Genomic DNA, 23,397 nt, shown 5'->3' with positions numbered 1-23,397 from the left:
AACAATCTTTGCAGAAAATCGAACCCTCTTAACCCTGTCGGCAGCCATGCCAGAATGGTGGCGACAGTGTTCTTCAGGGTTGTCACGTCGGGTTCATGTCTCCTGTCAGCACTGCCGAGCCCCTTGCCGAAGTCCAATCCCCTGAGGCGGCTGCTGCTTCTCCTCCCCAGCCCTTGCCGGGGGAGACTGGGGAGCCGTCAAGGGGGGGGTTCTTTTGGGGATCCCTGCGGCGCTGGTGGTCTCGCTGGAAACAAAAGCTGCGCCTGGAGACCCAGTTGCTCTTTGTGGCCACGCTGGTGGTCTCGCTGGTGGTGAGCAGCTTCACCTTCTGGGCCGTCAGCACCGTGCAGCAGGATGCGCGCTTTAACGAAGCCCGCTTTGGCCGGGATCTGGGGCTGCTGTTGGCGGCCAATGTCGCCCCCCTGATCGCAGAAGATCGCATTGGCGAAGTGGCCCAGCTGTCGCGGCAATATTTTGAGAGCACCAGCAGCATTCGCTATTTGCTCTATGCCGACCCGGAGGGGAACATCTACTACGGGATCCCGTTTTCCAACCAGGAGGTGAAAACCTCCCTCAGCCTTACCCGTCGCATCCAACTGCCGGACAACCGCCCGCCTGCCGAGGGTCAGCCGCTGGTGCGCACCCACCTCACCCCTGCCGGGCGGGTGACGGACATTTTTGTCGGCATCTATCATCAGGGCCGCTTTTTGGGCACCCTCGGCCTTGGCATCAACCCCAACCCCGCCCTCGTGCGCTCGACGCAACTGGCGCGGGAGGTCGCGATTGGAGTGTTCTTGGCGGTGTGGGTTCTGGCCATCCTGGGAGCCGTGGTCAACGCCCTCACCATTACTTACCCCATCAAAGCACTGGTCAAGGGCGTCCAGGAGATCACCAAGGGCAACTTCAAGCAGCGCATCGACCTGCCCTTTGGGGGAGAGCTGGCCCAGCTCATCGACAGCTTTAACGAGATGGCGGAGCGGCTGCAGAGCTACGAGGAGCAGAACATCGAAGAACTGGCCGCCGCCAAGGCCAAGCTGGAGACTTTGGTTTTCTCCATCGTCGATGCCGCCATTTTGCTGGACGCTGAGTTTCGCGTACTCTTGCTCAACCCGGCGGCTTCCCGCATGTTCGGCTGGGAGGGCGAGCCTGTTTTGGGCAAGCCCTTGCCGGAGCTGTTGCCCGAGGATCTGCGGCAGCAGTTGGCCCGCCCCCTGATGCAAATTGCCCGCGGGGATCAAGAGGCAGAGGAAATTCGCGTCAACCTCAGCGGCCCCACCAAGCGCGTCATCCGCATCCTGCTGTCGCCGGTGTCGGATCCGCGGCGGCAAAACCTCAAGGGGATCGTGATGACGGTGCAGGACATCACCCGCGAGGTGGAGCTCAACGAGGCCAAGGCCCAGTTCATCAGCAACATCAGCCACGAGCTGCGCACCCCACTCTTTAGCATCAAGTCCTTCATCGAGACCCTCTACGAGTACGGCGAGCAGATGTCGCCAGAGGAGCGGCTGGACTATCTGGAAATTGCCAACCGCGAAACCGATCGCCTCACCCGCCTGGTCAACGATGTGTTGGATTTGTCCCGTCTGGAGTCGGGGAAACAGTACCACTTCGAGGCTGTCGATATTGCAGCGGTGATCGAGCAAACCCTGCGCACCCACCACCTGCAAGCCCGCGACAAAGGGATCCAGTTGCGCAAGTTCGTCGATCCGGATCTGCCCCTGGTGTGGGGCAACTACGATCTGCTGCTGCAAGTGATGACCAATCTCTTGGGCAATGCCCTCAAGTTCACGCCCTCGGGAGGGCTGGTGACGGTGCATGCCCACCCGGTCCTGCAGGCGGATGGATCCCCGCAGGCGGTGCGGGTGGCGGTGGCCGATACGGGCATCGGCATTGCCCCGGAGGATCAGGAGCGGATCTTCGACCGCTTTTTCCGGGTGGAGAACCGCGTCCACACCCTGGAGGGCACCGGCCTGGGCCTGGCCATCGTGCGCAACATCCTGGAGAAACACCACACCCGCATCTGCCTGGAAAGCAAGCTGGAACAGGGATCCACCTTCTGGTTCGACCTGCACCTCTACACCGAAAACGGGCCGCTGGAGTTTGCCGCCCAGCCAGGCGAAACGGATCCCCCCAGTTGCCGCTGGCGGGAGGACTCCCGTCACACCCATCAATCTTGAGGAGCAGAAATGGACAGCCTACCGGCAATTTTTTGGGATTGGGCCTCAGCGCTGCCTGCGGCTTTCGCATTTTTGTGCCGCTGTTGGTGATGAACCTGGCAGCTCGCTCCGGGCATCTGCCGTTGGCTCCCGATCTGCAGTGGATTGGGTCGGAAGAGGCGCTGTCGGTTTTTGCGGTGGCTACCTTTTTCGAGGTTGCTGCCTACTGTGTACCCTGGGTGGATAACCTGCTGGACGTGGTGGCAACGCCGGTGGCGGTAGCGGCCGGGATCCTGGTGATGTCGGCGGCAAGGGATCCCTCTACACTGGAGAAGGTTTTGAGTTGTGAGGGGTTGCTGCCATGCCGCCTCGCTGGCCCCGGAAGCCCTCCCGTCGGGATCCTGAGTTTCGCAAGCTGGATGACCGCTACACCTACGCGGCGCATCTGGCTGTTTTTCTCTGCAGCGCGTCGGGGCTGGTGTTTTTCCAGCAGCTGTATCGGGCGGATTGGCCGTGGCTGCTGCCGCTGTTGGGCGGGTGGGGCCTAGGCCTGGGGATCCACAGCTTCTGGATCTTTTTTGTGGCCCGCTATCCTGCCGATCCGGGTTTGGTGGAGCTCCCCCCCGAAGCCAACGAAGACTCTGCAGAAGCCGGCTAGCGGCCTCCTTCAAGGGGAGCCAGAAGAGAAGAGGCGCTGTCGTCGTTGCCGCTGCAGCAGCAGGGGGGAAAGGTCGCTCTCGTCGTAGATATCCCCCACCAGCTCTTCCAAAATGTCCTCCAGCGTAATGAGGCCGGTGGTGCCGCCAAACTCATCCACCACGATCCCCAGGTGTTGGCGGGAGCGCAGCATCTCTTTGAGCAGCAGGCTGACGCGCTTGGTCTCGGGCACAAAAAAAGGCGGGGACATGGCCTTGGTCACCTCGGCATTGCCCTTTTGCTCCAGGTAGCGCAGGGCCTGCTTGAGGTGGATGACGCCGACGATCTCGTCCTTGGATTCCCCCTGCACGGGGATGCGGGAGTAGCCCGTCTCCAGGCAGAGCTTCACCACATCCTGCAGCGTTTTGTCGTGGGAAATGGTCTCCATTTTTACCCTTGGCTTGGCCACATCCCCAGCCTGGAGCAAATCCAACGCCAGCGCCCCGCGAAACAGGCGCCGTTTTTGCCAATCCAGTAGCCCTCGCTGCCCCAGCACATCGATCAACAGCTCCAAATCCTTGAGGGAAGCGGTGGCTGTCAGCGGCGAGAGCTCCAACAGGTTGAACAGTCTCCTGACAACCCACTCAGAGGCAGCGGTAAAAGGGCGCAGCAGCACCGAGAGGACATGGACAGGCCGCACCACCCAGCGGAACACTGCCAGCGGATGGCTCACCGCCAAAGACTTGGGCGCCACTTCCCCCACCAGGAGCACCAGGATCGTGGTGGGCACGGTGGCGGCCAAAGCTCCAAACTGGGATCCCAGCAGCTCAATAGAGATGGTGGTGGCCAGGGCGGCAATGCCGATGTTGACAAAGTTGTTCACCAACAACAGGGTGGTGATCATCCGTGAGCGCTGTTGTTGAGCCAGTCGATAGAGGCCTTGCGGATCCCCTTGTTCTTCGATCAGGGACTCCAAGCGCAGGTTGTCCATAGCCGTGATGGCGGTTTCCGCTCCGGAGCAGGCCCCTGAGAGGAGAAGCAGAAAAGCCAGGAGGAGGACATTACCCATAGTGCTCGCGGCTACCCAGAGCCGGATACGAGTGATTTGGGCCGAGGGGGAGCAGGGCAGGCCAGTATCTCTTCGTCAACAGGATTCCTACCTTAGCGGTTCTGGCCAAGCGCATCGCCCCCCCAAGGCTCAACACCTCAGAATTGAATTGGCCCCATCTCGCAAGCTTGAGAAAATCTTCAGGGTTCAGATAACTTCAGATAATATCGAAATGGGCTGCCCCGGATCGCTCCAAAAGCTGCCGGTACAGCCTCACAATTTTGTCTTCCACCTCAGCTTGGCTCAGGTGATCCGTGTCGATCAGAATGGCATCGGGGGCAGGCCGCAAGGGAGAGATAAGCCGCTCGCTGTCGCGGCGATCCCGCTGCTCGATCTGAGCTTTTAACTCTTCGAGGGACACCACTTGTCCTTGGGCTTGCAGTTGGTGTTGCCGGCGCTGGGCCCGCTCCCCCACCGAGGCGGTCAAAAAGACTTTCAGCTCGGCATCAGGAAAAACATGGGTGCCGATATCTCGCCCCTCCAGGACGGCCCCCCCATCCCGTCCAATGAGGCGTTGCCGCTTCACCAGCTCCTGCCGTACCCCCGGCACTGCCGCCACCTGAGAAACCCAGCGGGTCACCTCTGGGGAACGAATGGCCTGGGTAACTTCCTCACCGTCGGCCCAGATGCGGGTGGGTTCGTCGGCCGAGGGGCCACTTTGTAGGGTTAGTTGGGTTTGGGCAGCCAGTTGGGTCAGTTGCTCGGCGTCGTCCAACGGGATCCCCCGCTGCAGCGCCAGCCAGGTGATGGCCCGGTACATCGCCCCCGTATCCAGGTACAAGAGCTGCAGTTGAGCGGCCACTGCCCGCGCTACGCTGGACTTCCCGGCCCCTGCCGGGCCGTCGATGGCAATCAGCGGGCGACGCCCCCTTTTCGGGGAAGGAGGCACTGCACTCTGCTGTTCTTGGGGCAAGGGATCCACCCCTTCCGGGGAAAGGAGCAGGTTGTCGATGAGGCGAGTTTGCCCTACATAGGCGGCGATGGCCAGTAGCCCCTTATCTTTCACCTCCGATAGGGGCTGGAGGGTTTGCGGATCCACCAATTCCAGATATTGCACGCGCAGCTCGGGGGTGCGCTCCAGCTCAGCACGGGCGGCGGCCAGGATCCCTTCGGCGGAGGGATCCCCGGCTTGCCAGTGGTCGTAACCTCGGCGCAGGGCGCGGTACAGGCTGGCGGCCACCTGCCGCTCCACTGCCGAAAGGTAGCGGTTGCGGGAGCTGTAGGCAAGGCCGTCGGCTTCTCGCACGGTGGGGCAAGGGACAATGGTGGTGGGAATTTGCAGATCTTGAACCAGCCGCTGGATAATTGCCAGTTGCTGGGCATCCTTTTGGCCAAAATAGGCCCGCTGCGGCTGCACCAGGTTTAGCAGTTGCAGCACAATGGTGGCCACGCCGCGAAAATGCCCCGGTCGGTGGGGGGCGCAGAGGGTCTGCAAAAGGGACTCAGGAGGCATGACCCAGGTGCGATCGCCGGCAGTGGCCGGGTCGGCCCCCATCTCCTGCGGGTCGGGGGCAAACACCACATCCACGCCCGCGGCTTCACACAGAGCCCGATCCCCTTCCTCGTCGCGGGGGTAGCGATCCCAGTCTTCGTTGGGGCCAAATTGGAGGGGGTTGACAAAGATGCTGACCACCGTGTGGTCACACTCTTGGCGGCAGCGGCGAATTAGGCTGAGATGTCCTTCGTGCAGGGATCCCATCGTTGGCACCAGGCCTATGGTAGATCCCCGCCAGCTCGCTACCTGCTCCCGCAAAGCCGCCACCGTGCGCAGCCACTGCATTGCCATGCCACCTCACCTGCTGAGCCACTCTCTTGCCGACGGTTTGGTGCCAGCTTTTTCCTCCCTGGCTTTCACAGACCCATCTTATTGCCGCGCTGATACTGTCTGTAGGCGGCCACAAACAGGCCTGCCAAGGTAACCAGCACCATCCCCAAAACGATCCCCAGCAAAATTGGCTCGATCACAACCTAGGCCTCCTACTTCAAACCTAGATCATGATAAGCCAAGCCCAAACTCTTCCTCACCTTGCCCGGGGGGATCCCTGCCAAAAGTCAAAACAACGAAGGTACAGGGGACGCCCCCAATTGCCTCGGTGGAGGGTCAAGTCTCCACGGCTATGGCTTGCTCTTTGATCGCTTTGATCGCTTCGTTGAACCTGCAACTGTCCCGCCCGAACTTGCCGAAAGATGTTTCCCAACCACAACTGCTCTCCCGCTTTGAAGGAGTGTCTGGCTGGGCTGGAAGAGCAACTGCGCCCTCTGGCAGACAAGGCCGTTCCCCTGTTGGTGGCAGACTCGGATCCGCTGCAAGTGTGGGCTGCCGTTTTGGCCTGCCAACACCTGGGGATCCCCCTCTTCTTGGCCAATCCCCACTGGGGAGGACGAGAGTGGGGGCAGGCTCTGGCCAGCCTGGGATCCGCTTGGCGCTGGCGGCGAGGGCAGTTGCAGGAGGGTTCTGCCTCCTCCCACCCCCCTCTGCAGCATTGGCAACAGATCCTACCCAGCGCCGATTGGCCAGTAATCGGGATCCCTACCGGTGGCTCCGGCGGCCAGGTGAAATGGGCAGTGCACTCCTGGCGTACCCTCAGCGCCTCTGCCAGAGCCCACCAGCAGCACTTCAGCGTGGATTGCGTCCATAGCTATTGTGTCCTGCCCCTGTACCACGTCAGCGGCCTGATGCAAGCTGTTCGTTCCTGGCTGAGCGGCGGCCAGTGGATTGTCTGGGATTGGAAACGACAGCAGCAGGCCGAGGCCTGGGATCCGCCTTTGCCGGGCAGCTTTCTGTCGCTGGTGCCCACCCAGTTGCAGCGGCTGTTGCTCAACGCCCAGCCGGGAGTCTTGGAGAGCCTGCGCCAGTTTCGAGCCATTCTGGTTGGCGGCGGCCCCACCTGGCCCAGTTTGCGGCAACAGGCCCGGCAACTGCACCTGCCCTTGGCCCTCACCTATGGCATGACCGAAAGCGCCTCCCAGGTGTGTACGCTCCTGCCGGAAGCCTTTTTGCAGGGGAGCGATAGCCTGGGGCGGCCCCTGCCCCACGCCACCCTGGAGATCCGCGGCGAAGCAGGGGATCCCTTGCCCGCCCAGACGGCGGGCCACATCCACGTGTGGGCGGAATCCCTGGCGCTGGGCTACTACCCTTTGGCGAGGGAGGCTGATGGCCTGGGCAAGTGGCAACAGCGGGGCTTCACCCCTGGAGATTGGGGCTATCTGGACTCAGACGGCTATCTCTACTGGCTGGGCCGCGCCGACGACCTGATCCTGACCGGCGGGGAAAAGGTGATGGCGGCCGAGGTAGAAGGGGAGATCCGGGCCAGCGGCTGGGTGGAGGATGTGTGCGTGCTCGGCCTGCCCGACGGCGAGTGGGGCCAGCAGGTGGTGGCGGTGGCCGTGCCCAAGGCTGGGATCCCTGCCCTCCCCGTAGAGCTGGAGAGGCACCTAAAGCAACACCTGAGCCAACAACTGAGCCCCTTCAAGCACCCTAAGCAATGGCTATGGTGTGCCGGGATCCCGCGCAACGCCCAGGGCAAAGTCAGCCGCCAACAGCTGCGGCAGTGGGCGGCCCAGCAGTTGAGACTGGCAACGCCAGGCAGCTAGCCGGATCCCTCCCGGATGCCCAGACGGGCCAAGTCTCGCCAGATTTCAAAGGCCAACTCGCGGTTGTGTGGCTCTGTGGCCAAAGCTTTTCTCAAGTAAGCCTCTGCCTGCTGGTAGCGACCCTCGCAGATTAAATCATTGCCGAAGCGCTGATAGGCCAAAGCCAAGATGTGGATGGCTTCCTTGGAGTTGGGAAACCGCTTCAGCAGCGCCTCCGCCAGAGCCACTGCCGTGGGCAACTTACGCTCGCGCCAAGCCGCCTTGACGCGGGCAATCCCTGCCTCAAGGGATTCCCGAGCCGGTGGTTCTGCTGAGATGGAGCCTGACCCAGTGGTGCGTACAACCACGCGCCTTTCCCCCCTCACAGAACTGGGTGGAGAGTGTCGTTGGGCGTCGTAGCGCCGCCGCTCTTCAGGGTTGCTCAGCACTTGGTAGGCCTGGTAGATCTGCTCAAATCGTTCTCGGGATCCCTCTCCTGCCACATCGGGGTGAAACTGCCGCGCCAACCGGCGAAAGGCTCGCTTGATATCTTCGCTGTTCGCTTGGGGAGAGAGGTTCAGGATTGCATAGTAGTCCATGAGCGGCAGCAGAAGAGAGGGTGAGGGGCTGCTGAACCTGGGCGAAGAGTCAGCTCTGGCTCGGAGCTACGCCGATCATGCCATGCCAACCTGGGCTGAACCAAGGGATCCCCTCGGCGCTCATGCAATTTAGATCCAATCTAGTAGAGAATCATTCTCATGTTGAGGCATGGTGCTGCATTGACCATTCTGACTGAGCGCTAAGAGGCATCTCTTCGCACAGCTACCTCAGAGGCAGGGATCCAGTGCTAGACTTTGCCCAAGTTGTAAATTCCAGACTTTGCCTAACTCTACTCCTAACTGTTCTCAAAGTACTTTTAGCTGTCTCTAAGTCCTATTTCTGAGTGACTATGAGCGAAGCACTGCACCGCGCCCTTGCCAATGAAGACCCGCAAGGATTGCTGGCTTACTTGCAGCAAGGGGGAGATGTGAATGCTCCCGATTCGCAGGGGTTCACCCCGCTTCACAAAGCAGTACTCATCGGCAATCTGGAGCTGTTGGACTTGCTTTTGGCTTATGGCGCTTCCGTCGACTCGATGGATTCCACAGGGGCTACGCCGCTCCATTTGGCTGCTGCCAGCGGCCAGGTGGAAGTGGTGGAGCGGCTTCTCAAGGCAGGCAGCGATATCGATCTGCTAGATCGCTATGGATACACTCCTCTCCATCGGGCTGCCCTAACCGATCAGGCAGAAGTTATTGGTCTGCTGATCCAAAAAGGGGCAAAAACCTGTGGCGTTCTCCACTGGGCTACAGCTACGGGTAGGAAAAGCGTTCTCGCCCGCTTGCTCTCCAAGGGGGCACCGGTGGATGCCGTTGATGAGACGGGGCGAACTCCTCTGCACGAGGCGGCCACACAAGGACACTTGGGCATCGCTCGCTTTCTCATTTTTACGGGGCCGATGTCAACGCGCGCAACCGCTTCGGGGCGACACCCATGCACTGGGCTGCCTGGGAAGGGCATATCCAGATCCTAGAGCTGCTGTTGGAAAATGGGGCCGAATTAAACCCCCGCAATCACGATGGACACACTCCCCTCGCCTATGCCCAGAAACGTCAGCACAGGCTAGCTGCCCAATGGCTGCAAGACCGAGGCGCAACCCTTTAGTTTGGCTTAAGGGATCCCTACTTCTTGGGAGACGGGAGATAGAGTTGGAAGGAATTCCACAGAAAAAGGAGAGAGGATGTTAGATTTCCCCTCTCCGATCTCTTCGTCGCGGTTAGCGTTAACGCCATCTAGATTCTAATCGATAACTCGCATCTGGTTCAATTCCTTTCTCCAGATTTTAATCTTCTTCCAACATCATTTTTTAGAGAACAAAACAAAGACGGAACAGCTAGCTTGTTCCGAAAACATCCGTTTATCTCCTTACTTTCTAGAGGATTGGTAGCCATTCCAAATAGCTCAAGATACTTCCCCAGCGCTTCACGCCGCTTTCGCTTGCTGGCCCGCCGACGCAAGCGCGATCACCCTCGACTGCTACCTCCTACTTCAACACGATGTTGGCGGAAAACCTCCCCCTCTCCCATTAATTGATATTTAGTCTCATTAACTTTGTGGAGAAAAAGGGATCCCTGCCAAGCGCAGGATGGCCAGTTCCGCCGGCGCGGGATCCCTGCTGCGTCCAAGACAAGAGAGGAAGACTGATGGATATGACTCCACCACTCAACCGGGTGACAGTATAGCACTATTGAGATTAAGTTGCAATATATCCCCATGGCACATCGGTTCCTCTTTGATAAAGACTTGCATCAAACCGAGTGAGTCTGGTAGAGTACCTAGCTAAAGTAGTTGGAAAAATTTGCAGCTAGGTCTTCGCAGGTTGCGGAGTGGTGAGCATGACATGGCAACAGGTTCAGGCGGGCGTGTGGTGTCGGCAGTTGGGGCAATTGGCGCCCCAGTGGTGGCTGGGGTGGAGTCCTGAGCAGGGCTTCCGGCTCTATCGCCAAGAGTCCCTACCTTCTCTCTCTGCTTTGCGGATTCGCTGCCAAGAGCGAGATGGCTGGCTGGATGTGTTTTTGGGAGAAGCGGAGCAACATCTCCAGCGGCGGCGCAGTCTCTTAGACGCAACGGCGCGGGTGGCTTTGCACTACTTGCCGGAAGAGCTGGTTCAGATTCGGTCTCTTCCACGTCCTCATGAGCGCATTCCTCTGGAGCTTTGGCAGCGGCTAACCCAGCAACGGAGTTGAGGTCTACCCAAGAATTCTTAAAAAACCATTAAAACCCTTACTGAGCTGCATTCAAAGTCACTTCACCCCGCGGGGATCCGAGGCGACCGGGAAGGCGGAAGTTCTCTTCCCTTCCAGCCTTTCTTGCTCTGGGGAGCGATAGCCCCTCTGCTCTTTTTCTCTCCGCCTGGCCAGGCTTAAGCTGGGAAGGGAAGTGCAGCGGCTGAAGCCATGACCGTTTCTGAGCACCAACCCAAGCCACGCTTTGAGCAGCAAGCCGGTGGGCTGACTGCTCGCCGCCTTTTGAAGGGATCCGTCATCGGCGCCGGGCAGGTGGGCATGGCCTGCGCCTACGCGATGCTTATCCAGAACACCCTCGATGAGCTGGTGATCCACGACATCGACCGCGCCAAGCTGGAAGGGGAAGTGATGGATCTGGTGCATGGGATCCCTTTTGTGGAGCCGACGCGGATCTGGGCAGGGGAGCTGGCCGATTGTGCCGGGTCAGACGTGGTGATTGTGACGGCGGGGGCCAAGCAGCGGCCTGGAGAAACCCGTTTGGATTTGGTTCACCGCAACGTCGAGATCTTCAAAAGCTTGATCCCGGCCCTGATGGAGCATTGCCCCAGCGCCATTTTCCTGGTGGTGAGCAACCCCGTTGACGTCATGACCTATGTTTCCCTGAAGTTAGCGGGGCTGCCGGCGGGGCAGGTGCTGGGGTCGGGAACGGTTTTGGATACGGCTCGCTTTCGCTATCTGTTGGCCCAGAGGCTGGGGGTGGATCCGCGCAGCCTGCACGCCTACATCATCGGCGAACATGGGGATAGCGAGGTGGCCGTCTGGAGCAAGGTGAACATCGCCGGCACGCCGATTGGCCAGCTCTCGCCGGAATGGGATCCCGCCCATTTGGGCGATATCTTCGAGCAGGTGCGCAATGCCGCCTATGAGATCATCCGCCGCAAAGGGGCCACCAGCTATGCCATTGGTCTGGGGGTGGCACAAATTGTCCAGGCCCTGGTACGGGATCAGCGGCGCGTTTTAACCGTGAGCAGCCTCACCCAGGGAGAATATGACCTGCCGGAGGTCTGCCTTAGTTTGCCGAGAGTGGTCGGTCGGCAAGGGGTGGAGCGCACGCTGGCCATGTCCCTCACCGAGAGCGAGCGGCAGCAACTGCACCGCTCTGCCCACATCTTGCGGCAAGTCATCGACAGCATCCGGTGGTAGAGCTGGGCTGCCGGATCCCGTTTGTTTTGGATCCACCGTTGGGTTCGCTACGGCTGTGGCTGACGGCAGGAGGTGGTCTGTGGAAGCGGACGTGCAGCGAGCACAGCAGGCCCAACTTGAGAAAGGCTCCTCTGTTCCCCCCTGGACAGGGATCCCGCTGCAGAAGGGTCTCGGCCAGCGACTGCGGCAACACGTCAACCCCCTGCAGGCTCAGTACCAACAACCCACCCCCCCACCCCACTGGGAACGGGTGTATCGGCGACTGGGGCAGCCCTTGCATTTGGATATCGGCTCAGGGAGCGGACGCTTTTTGCTGCGCATGGCCCAGGAGCAGCCCGACTGGAACTTTTTGGGGGTAGAGATTCGACAGCCGCTGGTGGAGCGGGCCAATGCTTGGCGGGACGAGCTGGGGCTGGATAACGTCCATTTTCTGTTTGCCAACATCAACGTCTCCCTGCGGCATCTGTTTGCGCCGGGAGATCTCAGCCGGGTCACCATCCAATTTCCGGATCCCTGGTTTAAAAAGCGCCATCACAAGCGGCGGATCGTCCAACCGCGACTGGTGGCGGATCTGGCCCTGCTGCTGCAACCGGGCAGCCCCGTCTTCCTGCAGTCGGACGTGCGGGAAGTGGCCGAGGAGATGGTCGATCGTTTCCTAGAGCATCCGCAGTTTTGGAATCCCTACCAGGGGCCCATCGATGACAACCCCTTCGGCATTCCCACCGAGCGGGAGTGGCAGTGCCTGCAGTTGGGTCTGCCCATCTACCGTTATTGGCTAGAGCGACGCTGACCCCTTTATCCGGCTGAAGCCAATAGAAGCTAGGATATAACCCGCTGGAGTTGCCTCGGTTGCTGCCATGTCTCCCTCTGAAGCCACGGCCTCTGTCGATCCCTTTTCCGCTTGGCTTTCTGTTCGCCGAGGGATCCTCAACCTGCTGAGCCTATTGGCCCTTTTGATTGTCGGGCTTTCGCTTTCCAGCAGTTGGTTTCAGCCGCCGCCGCAAACGCAGTTGGATCTGTTGCAAACCAATCTCGCCCTGCAGGCTGCCCGCACCCTCGACGATCCCCGCTATCAGGACCTGGCGCGGGCTCTGCTGGGGCAGAACGTTTTCGAGCTGGCCCACAATCGCTACCAGCAGGTGGCCGACAACTACGCCGAACGCCTGCAGCGCCTCAAACGGATGGCACGGCTGGAAAGGGCGACTTCCTCGGCAGGGGGCAAACCCGAATTGGCCAGGGTATCAGATGCGGTGGGGCCGGCCTCAACCCCAGAAGAAGTGGATCCCGTCCTCCTGGCTTCTGTCCAGGATCTGCAGGCGGAGCTGGACGCCCTGCGGCTGCGCCTGGGTCTGCTCTACGTCTACCAGGAGGATCTGGAGGCAGCCCAGCAGCAGTGGCAAGAGGTAGTCGATCCAGAACGTCCCTTGGAGCTGGAATCCGGCCAGAAGAGGGTGGCACAGGTTTTACAAGGGCTGTGGGGAACGCCACGGCGCATCTTGCCAGAGGCCGAGGTGCAAATCCGCAACCACCTGGACGGTTGGTTTGAGGCGGTGGCCCTGCAGCAGCTCTACCGGCTGCAACAGCGCAGCGACAGCCTCAATGCCCTCAACCAGCAGCAGGAAAAATTGGCCTTGGCAGCCCTGTTCCGGCTGGCGGTGGTGGGCGGGATCCCGCTGCTGGGGGCGCTGCTGGGGCTGGTGCTCTTGTTGGGCTGGCTGGGCTGGAGCTTCTGGCGCCAACGTCCTCTTGTGGGCCCGCCGTGGGAGGTGCCTTGGCCGGGGATCGGGGCGCAGGCGGTCCTGACCGGTTGGTTTTTGGGTTTCATTCTCCTCAATGCGCTGGTGCCTCGCCTTTACACGGTCGGGCTCGGCCTGGGGACGCAGCAGCTCAGCCCTTGGCATCAGGCGGTGGCCCTGTTTCTCACCTACAATGCGGGCGCTCTGCTGGGGGCGGCGCTGTTGTACCGGCTTCTTCGGCTCTATCCCGGTTGGCAGAAGGTGCTGCAGGTGCGGCTGTGGGGCCCTTGGATCCTCTGGGGCCTGGGCGGCTACTGGGCGGCCCTGCCTTTGGTGGTGCTGGCAGCGGCGCTGTCGCAGTTGCTGCTGCCCCAGGCAGGGGGCGGGAACCCCATCTTGCCTCTGCTGCTGGAGAGCCATGGCTGGGGGGCGCGCTTGGTGTTTTTGGCCGTGGTGTCTGTCTGTGCCCCTGTTTTTGAGGAGGTGCTGTTCCGGGGCTTTTGGCTGCCGACGCTGAGCCGCTACTTGCCGATGGGGGCTGCCATCTTGCTCAGCGCCTTCACCTTTGCCCTTGCCCACCTCAACCTTTCCGATCTGTTGCCTTTGACCATGCTGGGGGTGGTGCTGGGGGTGGTGTACAGCCACAGCCGCAACCTGCTGGCCCCCATCCTGTTGCACAGCCTCTGGAATACGGGATCCCTGGTCACGCTGCTGGTGTTGGGGGGCGCTTCCTGAGGGGAGTTTGGCCTACTTTTTCTTGCCGAAGAGGCGGCTCCAGAAGCCGCCGCTATCCTCTTTGCGCGGCGGTGGCACGATTTTCTGGGCCTGGGAGGTCTGACGGCTGGCCGAGGGAACGGGAACCGGCTGTTGGGTGGTGACCTGCTGCAGCCAGCGGCGCACCTCGGCCATCAACTCGGCGTTGGCCGGCTCGAGGCGGCTCGCCTGCAGGAAGTCGGCCTTGGCCATGCCAGCGTTGCCCTGCTTGAGGTGGGCGATACCTCGGTGCAGATAGTAACGGGCCACGTTGGGCTGGGCGCTGATGGCGAAGTTTAAATACTGGATGGCAACCCGGTACTGCTTGCGCTCGATCATGTCCAGCGCCTGCAGGAAGCGGGTCTCAGCGGGGCTAAGTTGCGGGGTTGGGGGCGAAGGAGGGGCGGGCTGGACAGGGGGAGCGGTGGGTGGAGCAGCCGGGATCCCGCCCAAGGTGGTGCGGCTGGGGGAAGGGGTTGGGATCCCCGTCGGGGTGGTGGTTTTGGCAGCAGGGGCGGGGATCCCTTTGTAGCCGGCCTTGAGCAGCAGGTAGGCTAGGTTGAGCTCGCTCAACTGCTCGGTTTTCTCCAGCAGGGTGGCCATAGAGCTGTATTGCTCTTTGGCCAGCTTCTCCACCCGCCGGACATATTCTTCCTGCCAATCGGCGCGCTCGGCCAGGTCTTTGACAGCTTCTCCAGTGGGCCACAGATCGGGGGGTGGCGACTCCAGCAGGCGTTGAACGCGCAGCTTGAGCACAGTCTCATATTCTGACCGCTCTCGCTCCTTGGCCAGCACCTCGTTGGCCGGGCTGACCAGCTTGGCGAAGAGGACGTTGGCCCGCTCTGCCCCTTCCGGATCCCCGACAAAGCGATCCGGGTGCAGAGCCTTGGCCGCCTGCAGGTAGCCGCGTCGGATCCCTTTGGCATCGGCGGTGAGGGGCACGCCCAAGATGGCGAAATGGTCGGTCTCGTAGCGGGCTAGCCCTCGGGTGAGGCGGGGGACATCAGAGTTGGATCCCATAGTTGCCACTTCTCCAAGATGCGTTGCAAAGTTCCGTTTTCGGTCAGGACTGCGATCGCCCCATCCACGGCTTCCTTCAGGGAAGGATGCTGTGAGGATACCACGCCCACCAAAGGAATCGGGAACAGAGGCGGCCCCGCCAGGCGCAGCCGGGATCCCGCCTGGCGCAGGCTCAGGGCGGCAACGGGCTGATCGACGAGCACCGCATCCAACTGGCCAGCCTGGAGCTGGGCAAACAAGCGATCCGGGTTGCTGGTGGCAAAAAGACGAATGGCGTTGCCCCGCCTCTCGTTGTACGCCTCCAACAGAGCGGCTCCCGTACTGTTAACTACAATGCCCACTTTGCGGCCAAAGAGTTGCGACAGCGCCTCAATGGGAGCTTCCTCTGGCCCGGGATCCCGTACCACCAAGCGCTGCGGGCTGAGGTAGTAGGGTCGGGTGGCGAGAAACTGCTGCGGATCCAAGCCCAAAGCTTCCCGCGCCCCCCAGATGAGATCCACCTCATCCGCTTGCAAAGCCGCCAACTGCTCGCTCCAAGCCACATAGACGGGCTCCACTCGCACCTGCAGCGTCTGGGCAAGCGCCTCCAGGATATCCCACTCGAAGCCGGCGTAGGTTTGCCGCTCCAGGTCGGTGTAGAGGTAAGCCGGGCCCAGGCTGGGATCCAGGCCAACCCGGATGCGCCCCCGCGCCTGAATCTCGGCCCAACGGGAATCGGGAACCTGTGCTCGCTCGCTGGCAGGAGCGGGCAGGGTCGGCTTTGGGGCAGGCTGAGGGTAGGCCGGGATCCCCAAGAGCAGCGCCAGGCCAAACCCTGCCGCCCAACAACGACGCCGGAGCTTTTTCCCGGCCAAGTTATCTCCCTTGCCTTGCGAAAGAGCCATGAGGGCCTTTGCGTAAACCTTACCCAATTTTCGCCTGATCTTTACCTGATCTTTAAACTTTGGCCGTTTTGCTCCCCAGACCGGCGATCCCGCCGCATGGGGAAGGAGACCGGCAGAGGGCTGACCTGGGCCAGTTCTTCCTGAAGAGCAGCGTGTAGCCAGCCGTTGCTGGCCAGCAGGCGGCCACTGTACACATCCACCGGGCTGCCATCGTAGGCGGTGACCTTGCCGCCCGCCTCTCGCACCAAGACAATCCCGGCGGCAATGTCCCAGGGGGAGAGGCCCCGCTCCCAATAGCCGTCCAACTGGCCGGTGGCCACGTAGGCCAAGTCCAGGGCAGCCGATCCACCTCGCCGCACTCCCTGGGTGAGGTGGGTGAAGTGGCAGAACTCGGCGTAGTTGTTGTCGGGGGTTTCGCGGCGGTCGTAGGCAAAGCCGGTAACCAGGAGACTGCGGGAGAGTTCGGTAGTAGAGGAGACGCGGATGGGTTTGCGGTTGCGGGTGGCGCCCCTCCCTTGTACGGCGCGAAAGAGATCCCCGCGAAAGATGTCGTAGATCACCCCCAGCACCGGCTCCCGCCCCTCCAGCAGACCAATAGAGACGGCAGCAAAGGGATAGCCATGGGCAAAGTTGGTGGTGCCATCGAGGGGATCGATCATCCAGGCGTAGGCGCCCTGCGGGGATCCCTGCTGGCCGGATTCTTCCGTCAAGATCACATCTTCGGGGAAGTGCCGCCTTAAGATTTTCAAGATAAGCTCCTCGGAAGCGCGATCCGCTGCTGTTACCAAGTCGCCCGGACGTTTCTCCTCAATGGCAAGGGTGCCCCCCACGTAACTGCGCAGCAAAGCCCCTGCCTCCAGGGCCGCCTCTGTGGCCACATCTAACCGACGCAACAGGGCCTCCGTCACACCCACACCTCAAGGCTACAAACCTGCTACCCAGAATAGCCCGCCCGCGGCCAAGGCTGTGGCTCCCAAGGGATCCCTTAAAACGGGAATAGCTCCGACCTGAACCCAAACCCAATTTTTCCAATTTTTTTTAGGAAAAGGGAGTATCTCCAAGGCTGCCTGTGGTGTATAGTAGTGTACATTAAGGCCTATGAGTTTTCCACTAGCCCGCCAACGCCGGGGGGATGTTGGGTGTCTCCTAGTTTCTGGGAACTCTAGGGTTCAGGGAGTTGGACTGGAAGAGCCAGGCTGCCGGGCAGGTAGTTGAGCGTCGAGGAGGAAACGCTGTTGCCCCAGAGCTACGACGATTTTTTTACCTCTACTACGGCAGTGGGCAGAGGCCATCTGTCCGGCAGTCAGGACTTCGATCTGCCGTTGGATCTGTTCGACCAAGTCCCGCAGCAGCCGGTGTCTCACCCGGAGTTCACCCTGTCCGTCTGCCATCCTGTGCGGCCCTGCAGCTACATCCTGCGGGAGAGCATTTACACGATCGGACGGGATCCCTCCAATGCCATCCAGATTGTCAACCGCTTCGTCTCCCGCCGCCACGCCTATTTGGTGCGAGTGCCCACCAAGTCCAATCGCACAGGATTTACGTATTGTCTAGTCGACGGCAACCGCAAGGGGCAGTCCAGCACCAATGGGGTGTTCGTCAACGGCACGCGGGTAGCTACCCACTACTTGAGGAGTGGCGATGTTATCTACTTTGGGCCGGAGATCCGCGCCTACTTCTTCGAGGTGGCCCGCATTCCCCCTCTGCCCAACCCTTTTGAGGTCAACCCTGACCTCGGCAAAGGATCCAACTTGGTTCCTGAGGAGATGAGAGGTGGCCGCAGCCCGTTGACAGATCCAAGGTTGCATCGCTAAAGTAGTCAAGCAGTGTAAATTGGGGCATCGCCAAGCGGTAAGGCAGCGGGTTTTGGTCCCGCCATTCGGTGGTTCGAATCCATCTGCCCCAGTCTTAAGCTGGGCTAGGTCTGCTTGAGACAGCAGAAGGCTTTTTTGGGCAGTTCCCCTTCGCTGATTCGGGAACTTCCCGCTAGGCGCAAGGGTACGCTTTTTGCATTGCTGGCGCGAAGACTTTGGCCAGCAGAGGGCCAATCCGTCAACCTAGCGCAGTCGGCTTAGGGGAGAGGGTGGACAATCGGCCTGGGAGGGAAAGGGAGCCGAATGAGCAGTGCTTGCCGATCCTTGATGGTCGTGGGGACTTCTTCCCACGTGGGCAAAACCCTTTTGGTAGCTGCCCTCTGTCGCCTTCTCAAAAAGGCGGGGAAGAAGGTTGCCCCTTTCAAGGCCCAGAACATGTCGCTGAATGCCTACGTCACCCCGGAGGGCCATGAGATTGCCTATGCGCAGGCTCTGCAGGCTTGGGCCGCCGGGATCCCGCCCGCGGTGGAGATGAACCCGATTTTGCTCAAGCCGCAGGGCAACCTGACTTCCCAGGTCGTCCTCAACGGCGTGGCAGTAGATACCTGTCGCGCCGGCGAGTACTACGAGCGCTGGTTTGCGCCGGCCTGGGAGGCGGTGAAAACGGCCCTGGCCCGCTTGCAACAGCAGTACGAGTGGATTATCTGCGAGGGGGCAGGCAGCCCGGCGGAGGTAAACCTCAAACACCGGGATCTGGCCAACACGCGGGTGGCTTTGCATCTGGGATCTCCCACCTGGCTGGTGGCGGACATCGACCGGGGTGGGGCGCTGGCCCATGTGGTGGGCACCCTGCAGTTGCTGGAGCCGGCCGAGCGGGCCCTGATTCGCGGCATTGTCATCAACAAGTTTCGCGGCGCACGGGAGCTGCTGCAGCCCGGCCTGGATTGGCTGGAGAACTACACCGGGATCCCCGTGGTTGGAGTTCTGCCCTGGCTGGATTGGGTGCTGCCGCAAGAGGATTCGATGGGCCTTGAGGCGGGCCCTCAACTCTGGGAAAATCGCCGCGAACGTGCCGGGCGGGGGAGCTGCCTGGAGATTGCCGTGATCCGCCTGCCCCAGGTGGCCAATTTTTCCGATTTCGACCCCTTGCTGGCCGAGCCCAGCGTCCATCTGCGCTGGGTTCACCCCGGCCAGAGCCTGGGATCCCCCGATGTGGTCATCCTGCCCGGCAGCAAAACCACCCTCAAGGATCTGTTGGCATTGCAAAAGACCGGCCTGGCCGACCAACTGCGCCTCTATTCCGGCCACATCGTCGGCATCTGCGGCGGGCTGCAGATGTTGGGGCAAACCATCGCCGATCCCGCCGGCCTAGAGGGAGTTGCCGGCACCTACCCCGGGCTGGGCTTCCTGCCGCTGACTACTGTCTTGCAACCCACCAAGGTTACCCAGCAGGTGCAGACGCAAAGCCGCTGGCCCGCCCCCGCTCCCGTCCAGGGGTACGAAATCCATCAGGGATCCACCCAGGCCGATCCCGCTGGCTGCCTGCCGATCTTCGAGCAAGAAGGCCTGGGCTGGCGGGATCCCACAGGCCGGGTCTGGGGCAGCTATCTGCACGGCCTCTTCGACAACCACCGCTGGCGGCGCCACTGGCTAAACGAGCTGCGCCGCCAAAAAGGCTGGGATCCCTTGCCGGAGTTGGACGGCCACTATGCCCAGCAACGCGAAGAACTGCTGGATCGTCTGGCAGAGGCCTGGCGGCCTCATCTGGATTGGCATCAGCTCCTGGAATAGGCCGGGGCCATTGCCAAGGTCTGCAAGAGTAGCTGTATTCTAGACAGGAATTTCCTTCCCCCTGACCTATGCGGCTTCTGGTTACCGGCGGCGCGGGCTATATCGGCAGCCACACCTGTAAGGCCCTGGCAGCCCACGGCCACCTGCCAATTGCCTACGACAACCTGGTTTACGGCCACCCTTGGGCCGTTCGCTGGGGGCCTTTGGAAATCGGCGACATTGCCGACCGCCAGCGGCTGGATCAGGTCATTCGGCAGTATCGGCCCGAAGGGGTGATTCACTTTGCCGCCTATGCCTACGTGGGCGAGTCGGTCAAGGATCCGGGCAAATACTACCGCAACAACGTGGCCGGATCCCTGACCTTGCTGGAGGCCATGCGGGATCACGGGATCCCCTACCTTGTCTTCTCCAGCACCTGTGCCACCTACGGCGTGCCGGAGCAGATCCCGATCCCGGAAACCCACCCCCAGCGCCCCATCAACCCCTACGGCCAGAGCAAGCTGGTGGTGGAGCAGATGCTGCGGGACTTCCAGACCGCCCACGGGATCCGGTTTATCAGCCTGCGCTACTTCAACGCCGCCGGCGCCGATCCCGACGGAGAAATCGGCGAAGCCCACGACCCCGAAACCCACCTCATCCCCCTGGTGCTGGAAGTCGCCGCCGGCCAACGCCCCCACATCACTGTTTTTGGCGACGACTACGACACCCTCGATGGCACCTGTATCCGCGACTACATCCATGTCGCCGACCTGGCGCAGGCCCATGTGTTGGCCTTAGAAGCGCTGGCGTCTGGCCAGCCTGTGCAGGCAGCCTACAACCTGGGCAATGGCCAGGGCTTCTCTGTTCAGGAGGTGATCGCCACGGCAGCAGCGGTAACTGGAAGACAGATCCCGGTGCAAGTTGGAGCCCGTCGACCGGGGGATCCCCCCTGCTTGGTGGGCGATGCCACGGCCATCCAGCGGGATCTCAACTGGCAGCCCCGCTATGCCGACTTGGCCGAGATCCTGCAGACAGCTTGGCGCTGGCACCAAAGGCGGCCCTATTTTGCCAAGGCCACACCGCCGCTCCGGGGGGCTTGACCCAACTGGGATGGCGATCCGAGGATCCAGCGGTACGATCAGGGGAGGTCGACGCCTAGAGCTTGCTTCCGATGGAGGAAAAGACCGCCCCCGATACCCTGGCGGTTGTCATGACCACCGTGGGATCCGAAGCCGACGCCCATCGTTTGGCACACACTCTGGTGGCCGAGCGCTATGTGGCCTGTGCCCAGGTGCTGCCGCCGATCACCTCCTACTACCGCTGGCAGGGATCCCTGCAGAGGGAGGCCGAGTTTTTGCTGTTGCTCAAATTGCCCTCCACTGCTTATCCCCGCCTGGAACAGCGGCTGCGGGAGCTCCACCCCTACCAGGAGCCGGAGATCCTGGCTCTGCCGGCTGCTCAGGTAAGCGCTACCTATCTGGCGTGGGCCCGAGAGCAGGTAGGCTAAGAAGAGCGGTACCCTCTCTAGCATGATTGCCCTCTACCCCGGCAGCTTCGACCCCATCACCTTTGGGCACCTCGACATCATCGAGCGGGCCAGCCGTCTGTTTTCCAAAGTCATCGTTGCAGTCCTGAAAAACCCCAACAAGACCCCTCTGTTCAGCCCGGAGCAGCGGCAGGCTCAGATTAGCCTTTCTGTTGCCCACCTAAAAAACGTTGAGGTCGATACTTTTTCCGGCTTGACAGTGGCTTATGCCCGCCAACGGGGGGCAAAAGTTATCGTGCGCGGCTTGCGCGTCTTGTCCGACTTTGACGTGGAGCTGCAGATGGCCCACACCAACAAGCTCCTGGCTCCTGAGTTGGAAACCCTTTTCCTTGCTACTGCTAGCGAGCACAGCTTTGTCAGTAGCAGCTTAGTTAAGGAAGTGGCCAAGCTAGGCGGCCCCATTGACCACCTGGTACCCCCGCCGGTGGCTCAAGATCTGCGGGAGCGTTTCCCCTTAACTTGATCCGCTCTGTCCCCAACTACGAAAACAGGGCCTTGAGCTCTTGCAACGTCTTTCTCACCTTGGCCTGGGCAGCTTCCACCTCTGGTTGGTCGTAGGCTTTGGCGGCAAAGTCCAGTTCTTCCAAGCTGCGGCCCATTTCCTTGGCCAAGCGCAGCATCTCCCGCTTTTGCTGCTGGGGCAAGGTGTTTGCCAGGCTGGTTAGGGTCTTGCGGGTCAGGCCCATCGGCCCATGGATGTAGGAGCGGATCTCGAGCCAGTCCTCGGCATCCACCAGGCTCTGCAGCTGCTCCACCTGTTGCTCCAGCTGCTGCAGCTCTCGGGGCAAGGCGGCAGCCGCCTGGACAGGAAGGGATCCCAGCCACAGACCCAATGTGAGGATGGCAATCAGCAGCAGATTGGGCCAACGACGCATCATCTTACACCTCCCATCCGCCTTCACAGGCTTGCTTTCTGGCCGTTACTTCCTTGGCCAGCCATAGGCAATCAATAGTGTACCTGGTAACTGCCCTCCAGGCCGCTGTGGGCAGAGGGGCAAATCGGTTAGCCTAGAGCTGTAAAAGAACGTAAAGAGCGCTCCCATGCAACGCATCATCCTCATGACCGGCAAAGGTGGGGTCGGCAAGACCTCGATGGCGGCAGCAACCGGCTGGCGTTGTGCCGAGCTCGGCCTGAAGACCCTGGTGTTGAGCACGGATCCGGCCCACTCCTTGGCCGACAGTTTCGACCGGCCCCTGGGCCACGAGCCGGTGGAGGTCAAACCCAACCTCTGGGGAGCGGAGCTGGATGCCCTGCAGGAGCTGGAACTGAACTGGGGATCCGTCAAGGCCTACATCACGCAGGTGTTGCAGGCCCGCGGGCTGGACGGCGTGCAGGCGCAGGAGCTGGCGGTGCTGCCGGGGATGGACGAGATCTTCGCCCTGGTGCGGGTCAACCGCCACTACGACGAGGGCAAGTTTGATGTGCTGATTATCGACTCGGCTCCCACCGGTACGGCCTTGCGCCTTTTGAGCCTGCCCGATGTTTCCGGCTGGTACATGCGCAAGTTCTACAAACCTTTGCAGGGGTTGGCGCGGGTGCTGCGCCCCATTGCCGAGCCGATTGTTAAAGGGCTAACCGGGATCCCCCTGCCAGATGACCAGGTGCTGGATGCCCCCTACGAGTTCTACCAGAAGATCGAGCGGCTGGAGCGCATCCTCACCGACAACCGCATCACCTCGGTGCGCCTAGTCACCAACCCCGAAAAGATGGTGATCAAGGAGTCGCTGCGGGCCCATGCCTACCTCAGCCTCTACGGCGTCGCCACCGATTTGGTGATTGCCAACCGCATTTTGCCGGAAGGGGTGGTGGATCCCTACTTTGCCGCCTGGAAGGCCGCCCAGCAGAAATATCGCCAGGAGATCCACGAGAACTTTGCCCCCCTGCCGGTGGTGGAGATCCCGCTTTACCCAGAGGAGCTGGTGGGGTGGGACGCCCTGGCCCGCCTGAAAAAGGATCTCTGGGGGGATCGCAACCCGGCGGAGGTGTTCTACGCCGAGCAGACGATGAACGTGGCTAGCGACAACGGCCAGTACCGCCTGGATCTGTACTTGCCCGGGATCCCAAAAGAGCAGGTGGAGCTGAGCAAAACTGGCGACGAGCTCAACATCCGCATTGGCAACCACCGCCGCAACCTGGTGTTGCCCCAGACCCTGGCCGCCATGAAGCCGGCCCGTGCCAAGATGGAGGAAGATTACCTGCGCATCCATTTTGCCGCCTAAAGCCGCAGGGCAGTGTCCTGCTTGCCGTTTGCCAAAAAGTAGGCTTGTTGGAGTTGTTCCTGGTCGAGAGTGGGCATATTTGCAGGACGGGAGGAACTCTGGCTGGAAGAGAGCCCACGGAGGGGTGGGGAAGCGCCTTCATCTAGCTGTAGCCCTCTTCGGGCAAGGAGTTGGGCAGCAGCCTGGTTGGCC

The 23,397-nt window shown here is 61.3% G+C and carries 23 protein-coding genes, 1 tRNA gene and 1 pseudogene; 17 read left to right on the top strand and 8 right to left on the bottom strand.

Annotated elements, in window-relative coordinates; genetic code table 11:
- Positions 1–95 precede the first annotated feature (95 nt).
- The 3 genes from SYN65AY6A5_RS12015 to SYN65AY6A5_RS12005 are packed head-to-tail and all read left to right on the top strand — an operon-like array spanning position 96 to position 2,814.
- A complete protein-coding gene (locus tag SYN65AY6A5_RS12015; RefSeq protein ID WP_240531055.1) occupies positions 96–2,177 on the top strand; it encodes an ATP-binding protein in 2,082 nt (693 codons plus the stop codon).
- 32 nt (positions 2,178–2,209) lie between these two features.
- Positions 2,210–2,704 carry a DUF4126 domain-containing protein gene (locus SYN65AY6A5_RS14520; protein ID WP_240531054.1) on the top strand — a complete coding sequence of 165 codons (495 nt, stop codon included), beginning with the start codon at positions 2,210–2,212 and terminating at the stop codon, positions 2,702–2,704.
- The gene (locus SYN65AY6A5_RS12005) at positions 2,602–2,814 is read left to right on the top strand and encodes a hypothetical protein (RefSeq protein WP_240531069.1); all 213 of its coding nucleotides are present in this window, start codon (positions 2,602–2,604) and stop codon (positions 2,812–2,814) included. The genes SYN65AY6A5_RS14520 and SYN65AY6A5_RS12005 overlap by 103 nt, the downstream gene beginning before the upstream one ends.
- Before the next feature lie 9 nt (positions 2,815–2,823).
- Here the strand turns inward: SYN65AY6A5_RS12005 and SYN65AY6A5_RS12000 are convergent, their stop codons facing one another.
- From SYN65AY6A5_RS12000 to petG, 3 genes are all read right to left on the bottom strand, one after another.
- Positions 2,824–3,861, bottom strand: coding sequence for a hemolysin family protein (locus SYN65AY6A5_RS12000; RefSeq protein WP_099812734.1), 1,038 nt, complete (start codon positions 3,859–3,861; stop codon positions 2,824–2,826).
- A gap of 196 nt (positions 3,862–4,057) precedes the next feature.
- Positions 4,058–5,680 carry a bifunctional pantoate--beta-alanine ligase/(d)CMP kinase gene (locus tag SYN65AY6A5_RS11995; RefSeq protein WP_011431446.1) on the bottom strand — a complete coding sequence of 541 codons (1,623 nt, stop codon included), beginning with the start codon at positions 5,678–5,680 and terminating at the stop codon, positions 4,058–4,060.
- Between the two features lie 71 nt (positions 5,681–5,751).
- Entirely contained in the window at positions 5,752–5,865 is a 114-nt protein-coding gene (gene petG / locus SYN65AY6A5_RS11990; protein ID WP_011431447.1) for a cytochrome b6-f complex subunit V, read from the bottom strand.
- A gap of 222 nt (positions 5,866–6,087) precedes the next feature.
- Here petG and SYN65AY6A5_RS11985 point away from each other — a divergent pair, with 222 nt between their 5' ends.
- Positions 6,088–7,494 carry a 2-succinylbenzoate--CoA ligase gene (locus SYN65AY6A5_RS11985; RefSeq protein WP_011431448.1) on the top strand — a complete coding sequence of 469 codons (1,407 nt, stop codon included), beginning with the start codon at positions 6,088–6,090 and terminating at the stop codon, positions 7,492–7,494.
- Here SYN65AY6A5_RS11985 and SYN65AY6A5_RS11980 read toward each other — a convergent pair.
- Positions 7,491–8,072: a DnaJ domain-containing protein gene (locus tag SYN65AY6A5_RS11980; RefSeq protein ID WP_099884661.1), complete on the bottom strand. Its 582-nt coding sequence runs from the start codon at positions 8,070–8,072 to the stop codon at positions 7,491–7,493. The two genes, SYN65AY6A5_RS11985 and SYN65AY6A5_RS11980, sit on opposite strands and share 4 nt — an antisense overlap.
- A 350-nt stretch (positions 8,073–8,422) precedes the next feature.
- On the opposite strand from SYN65AY6A5_RS11980, the gene SYN65AY6A5_RS11975 reads away from it, so the two are divergent.
- The 6 genes and pseudogenes from SYN65AY6A5_RS11975 (at position 8,423) to SYN65AY6A5_RS11955 (ending at position 13,933) form a co-directional block, all read left to right on the top strand.
- On the top strand, positions 8,423–9,046 hold the full coding sequence (locus tag SYN65AY6A5_RS11975; RefSeq protein ID WP_240531053.1) for an ankyrin repeat domain-containing protein: 624 nt from the start codon (positions 8,423–8,425) through the stop codon (positions 9,044–9,046).
- Positions 8,998–9,177, top strand: a pseudogene (locus SYN65AY6A5_RS14515) (ankyrin repeat domain-containing protein); the annotation flags it as partial. The gene SYN65AY6A5_RS11975 and the pseudogene SYN65AY6A5_RS14515, both read left to right, overlap by 49 nt.
- 731 nt (positions 9,178–9,908) lie before the next feature.
- Positions 9,909–10,259, top strand: a complete 351-nt coding sequence (locus tag SYN65AY6A5_RS11970) for a hypothetical protein (RefSeq protein ID WP_011431451.1) — start codon at positions 9,909–9,911, stop codon at positions 10,257–10,259.
- Between the two features lie 282 nt (positions 10,260–10,541).
- The gene (locus tag SYN65AY6A5_RS11965) at positions 10,542–11,462 is read left to right on the top strand and encodes an L-lactate dehydrogenase (RefSeq protein ID WP_099884738.1); all 921 of its coding nucleotides are present in this window, start codon (positions 10,542–10,544) and stop codon (positions 11,460–11,462) included.
- A gap of 157 nt (positions 11,463–11,619) precedes the next feature.
- Positions 11,620–12,252: a tRNA (guanosine(46)-N7)-methyltransferase TrmB gene (gene trmB / locus SYN65AY6A5_RS11960; RefSeq protein WP_041439245.1), complete on the top strand. Its 633-nt coding sequence runs from the start codon at positions 11,620–11,622 to the stop codon at positions 12,250–12,252.
- A 67-nt stretch (positions 12,253–12,319) separates the two neighbouring features.
- Positions 12,320–13,933: a CPBP family intramembrane glutamic endopeptidase gene (locus tag SYN65AY6A5_RS11955; RefSeq protein ID WP_011431455.1), complete on the top strand. Its 1,614-nt coding sequence runs from the start codon at positions 12,320–12,322 to the stop codon at positions 13,931–13,933.
- A 12-nt stretch (positions 13,934–13,945) separates the two neighbouring features.
- On the opposite strand, the gene SYN65AY6A5_RS11950 is transcribed toward SYN65AY6A5_RS11955, so the two are convergent.
- The 3 genes from SYN65AY6A5_RS11950 to SYN65AY6A5_RS11940 are packed head-to-tail and all read right to left on the bottom strand — an operon-like array spanning position 13,946 to position 16,763.
- The gene (locus tag SYN65AY6A5_RS11950) at positions 13,946–14,971 is read right to left on the bottom strand and encodes a J domain-containing protein (RefSeq protein ID WP_011431456.1); all 1,026 of its coding nucleotides are present in this window, start codon (positions 14,969–14,971) and stop codon (positions 13,946–13,948) included.
- Positions 14,929–15,855, bottom strand: coding sequence for an ABC transporter substrate-binding protein (locus tag SYN65AY6A5_RS11945; protein ID WP_228375358.1), 927 nt, complete (start codon positions 15,853–15,855; stop codon positions 14,929–14,931). The genes SYN65AY6A5_RS11950 and SYN65AY6A5_RS11945 overlap by 43 nt, the downstream gene beginning before the upstream one ends.
- 41 nt (positions 15,856–15,896) lie before the next feature.
- Positions 15,897–16,763 carry an inositol monophosphatase family protein gene (locus SYN65AY6A5_RS11940; protein ID WP_206336968.1) on the bottom strand — a complete coding sequence of 289 codons (867 nt, stop codon included), beginning with the start codon at positions 16,761–16,763 and terminating at the stop codon, positions 15,897–15,899.
- A gap of 303 nt (positions 16,764–17,066) precedes the next feature.
- Between SYN65AY6A5_RS11940 and SYN65AY6A5_RS11935 the strand changes: the two genes are divergently transcribed.
- The 6 genes from SYN65AY6A5_RS11935 to coaD all read left to right on the top strand — a co-directional run bounded on the left by SYN65AY6A5_RS11935 (position 17,067) and on the right by coaD (position 21,448).
- On the top strand, positions 17,067–17,669 hold the full coding sequence (locus SYN65AY6A5_RS11935; RefSeq protein ID WP_228375359.1) for an FHA domain-containing protein: 603 nt from the start codon (positions 17,067–17,069) through the stop codon (positions 17,667–17,669).
- 20 nt (positions 17,670–17,689) lie between these two features.
- Positions 17,690–17,761 (top strand) — tRNA-Gln (locus tag SYN65AY6A5_RS11930).
- A 211-nt stretch (positions 17,762–17,972) separates the two neighbouring features.
- Positions 17,973–19,460, top strand: a complete 1,488-nt coding sequence (locus tag SYN65AY6A5_RS11925; protein ID WP_099835744.1) for a cobyric acid synthase — start codon at positions 17,973–17,975, stop codon at positions 19,458–19,460.
- Between the two features lie 68 nt (positions 19,461–19,528).
- On the top strand, positions 19,529–20,539 hold the full coding sequence (gene galE / locus SYN65AY6A5_RS11920) for a UDP-glucose 4-epimerase GalE (RefSeq protein WP_011431461.1): 1,011 nt from the start codon (positions 19,529–19,531) through the stop codon (positions 20,537–20,539).
- Between the two features lie 71 nt (positions 20,540–20,610).
- Positions 20,611–20,946: a divalent-cation tolerance protein CutA gene (gene cutA / locus SYN65AY6A5_RS11915; RefSeq protein ID WP_099812731.1), complete on the top strand. Its 336-nt coding sequence runs from the start codon at positions 20,611–20,613 to the stop codon at positions 20,944–20,946.
- Between the two features lie 22 nt (positions 20,947–20,968).
- On the top strand, positions 20,969–21,448 hold the full coding sequence (gene coaD, locus SYN65AY6A5_RS11910; protein WP_099812730.1) for a pantetheine-phosphate adenylyltransferase: 480 nt from the start codon (positions 20,969–20,971) through the stop codon (positions 21,446–21,448).
- Positions 21,449–21,464: 16 nt separating this feature from the next.
- On the opposite strand, the gene psbQ is transcribed toward coaD, so the two are convergent.
- Entirely contained in the window at positions 21,465–21,863 is a 399-nt protein-coding gene (gene psbQ, locus SYN65AY6A5_RS11905; RefSeq protein ID WP_099812729.1) for a photosystem II protein PsbQ, read from the bottom strand.
- A gap of 163 nt (positions 21,864–22,026) precedes the next feature.
- On the opposite strand from psbQ, the gene SYN65AY6A5_RS11900 reads away from it, so the two are divergent.
- A complete protein-coding gene (locus tag SYN65AY6A5_RS11900) occupies positions 22,027–23,205 on the top strand; it encodes a TRC40/GET3/ArsA family transport-energizing ATPase (protein ID WP_011431465.1) in 1,179 nt (392 codons plus the stop codon).
- Positions 23,206–23,397 lie beyond the last annotated feature (192 nt).

The organism is Synechococcus sp. 65AY6A5, from assembly GCF_002760415.1.
GTDB lineage: Bacteria > Cyanobacteriota > Cyanobacteriia > Thermostichales > Thermostichaceae > Thermostichus.
Note: the sequence above shows the minus strand (reverse complement) of the source record. Positions and strands in the feature narration are given on the sequence as shown.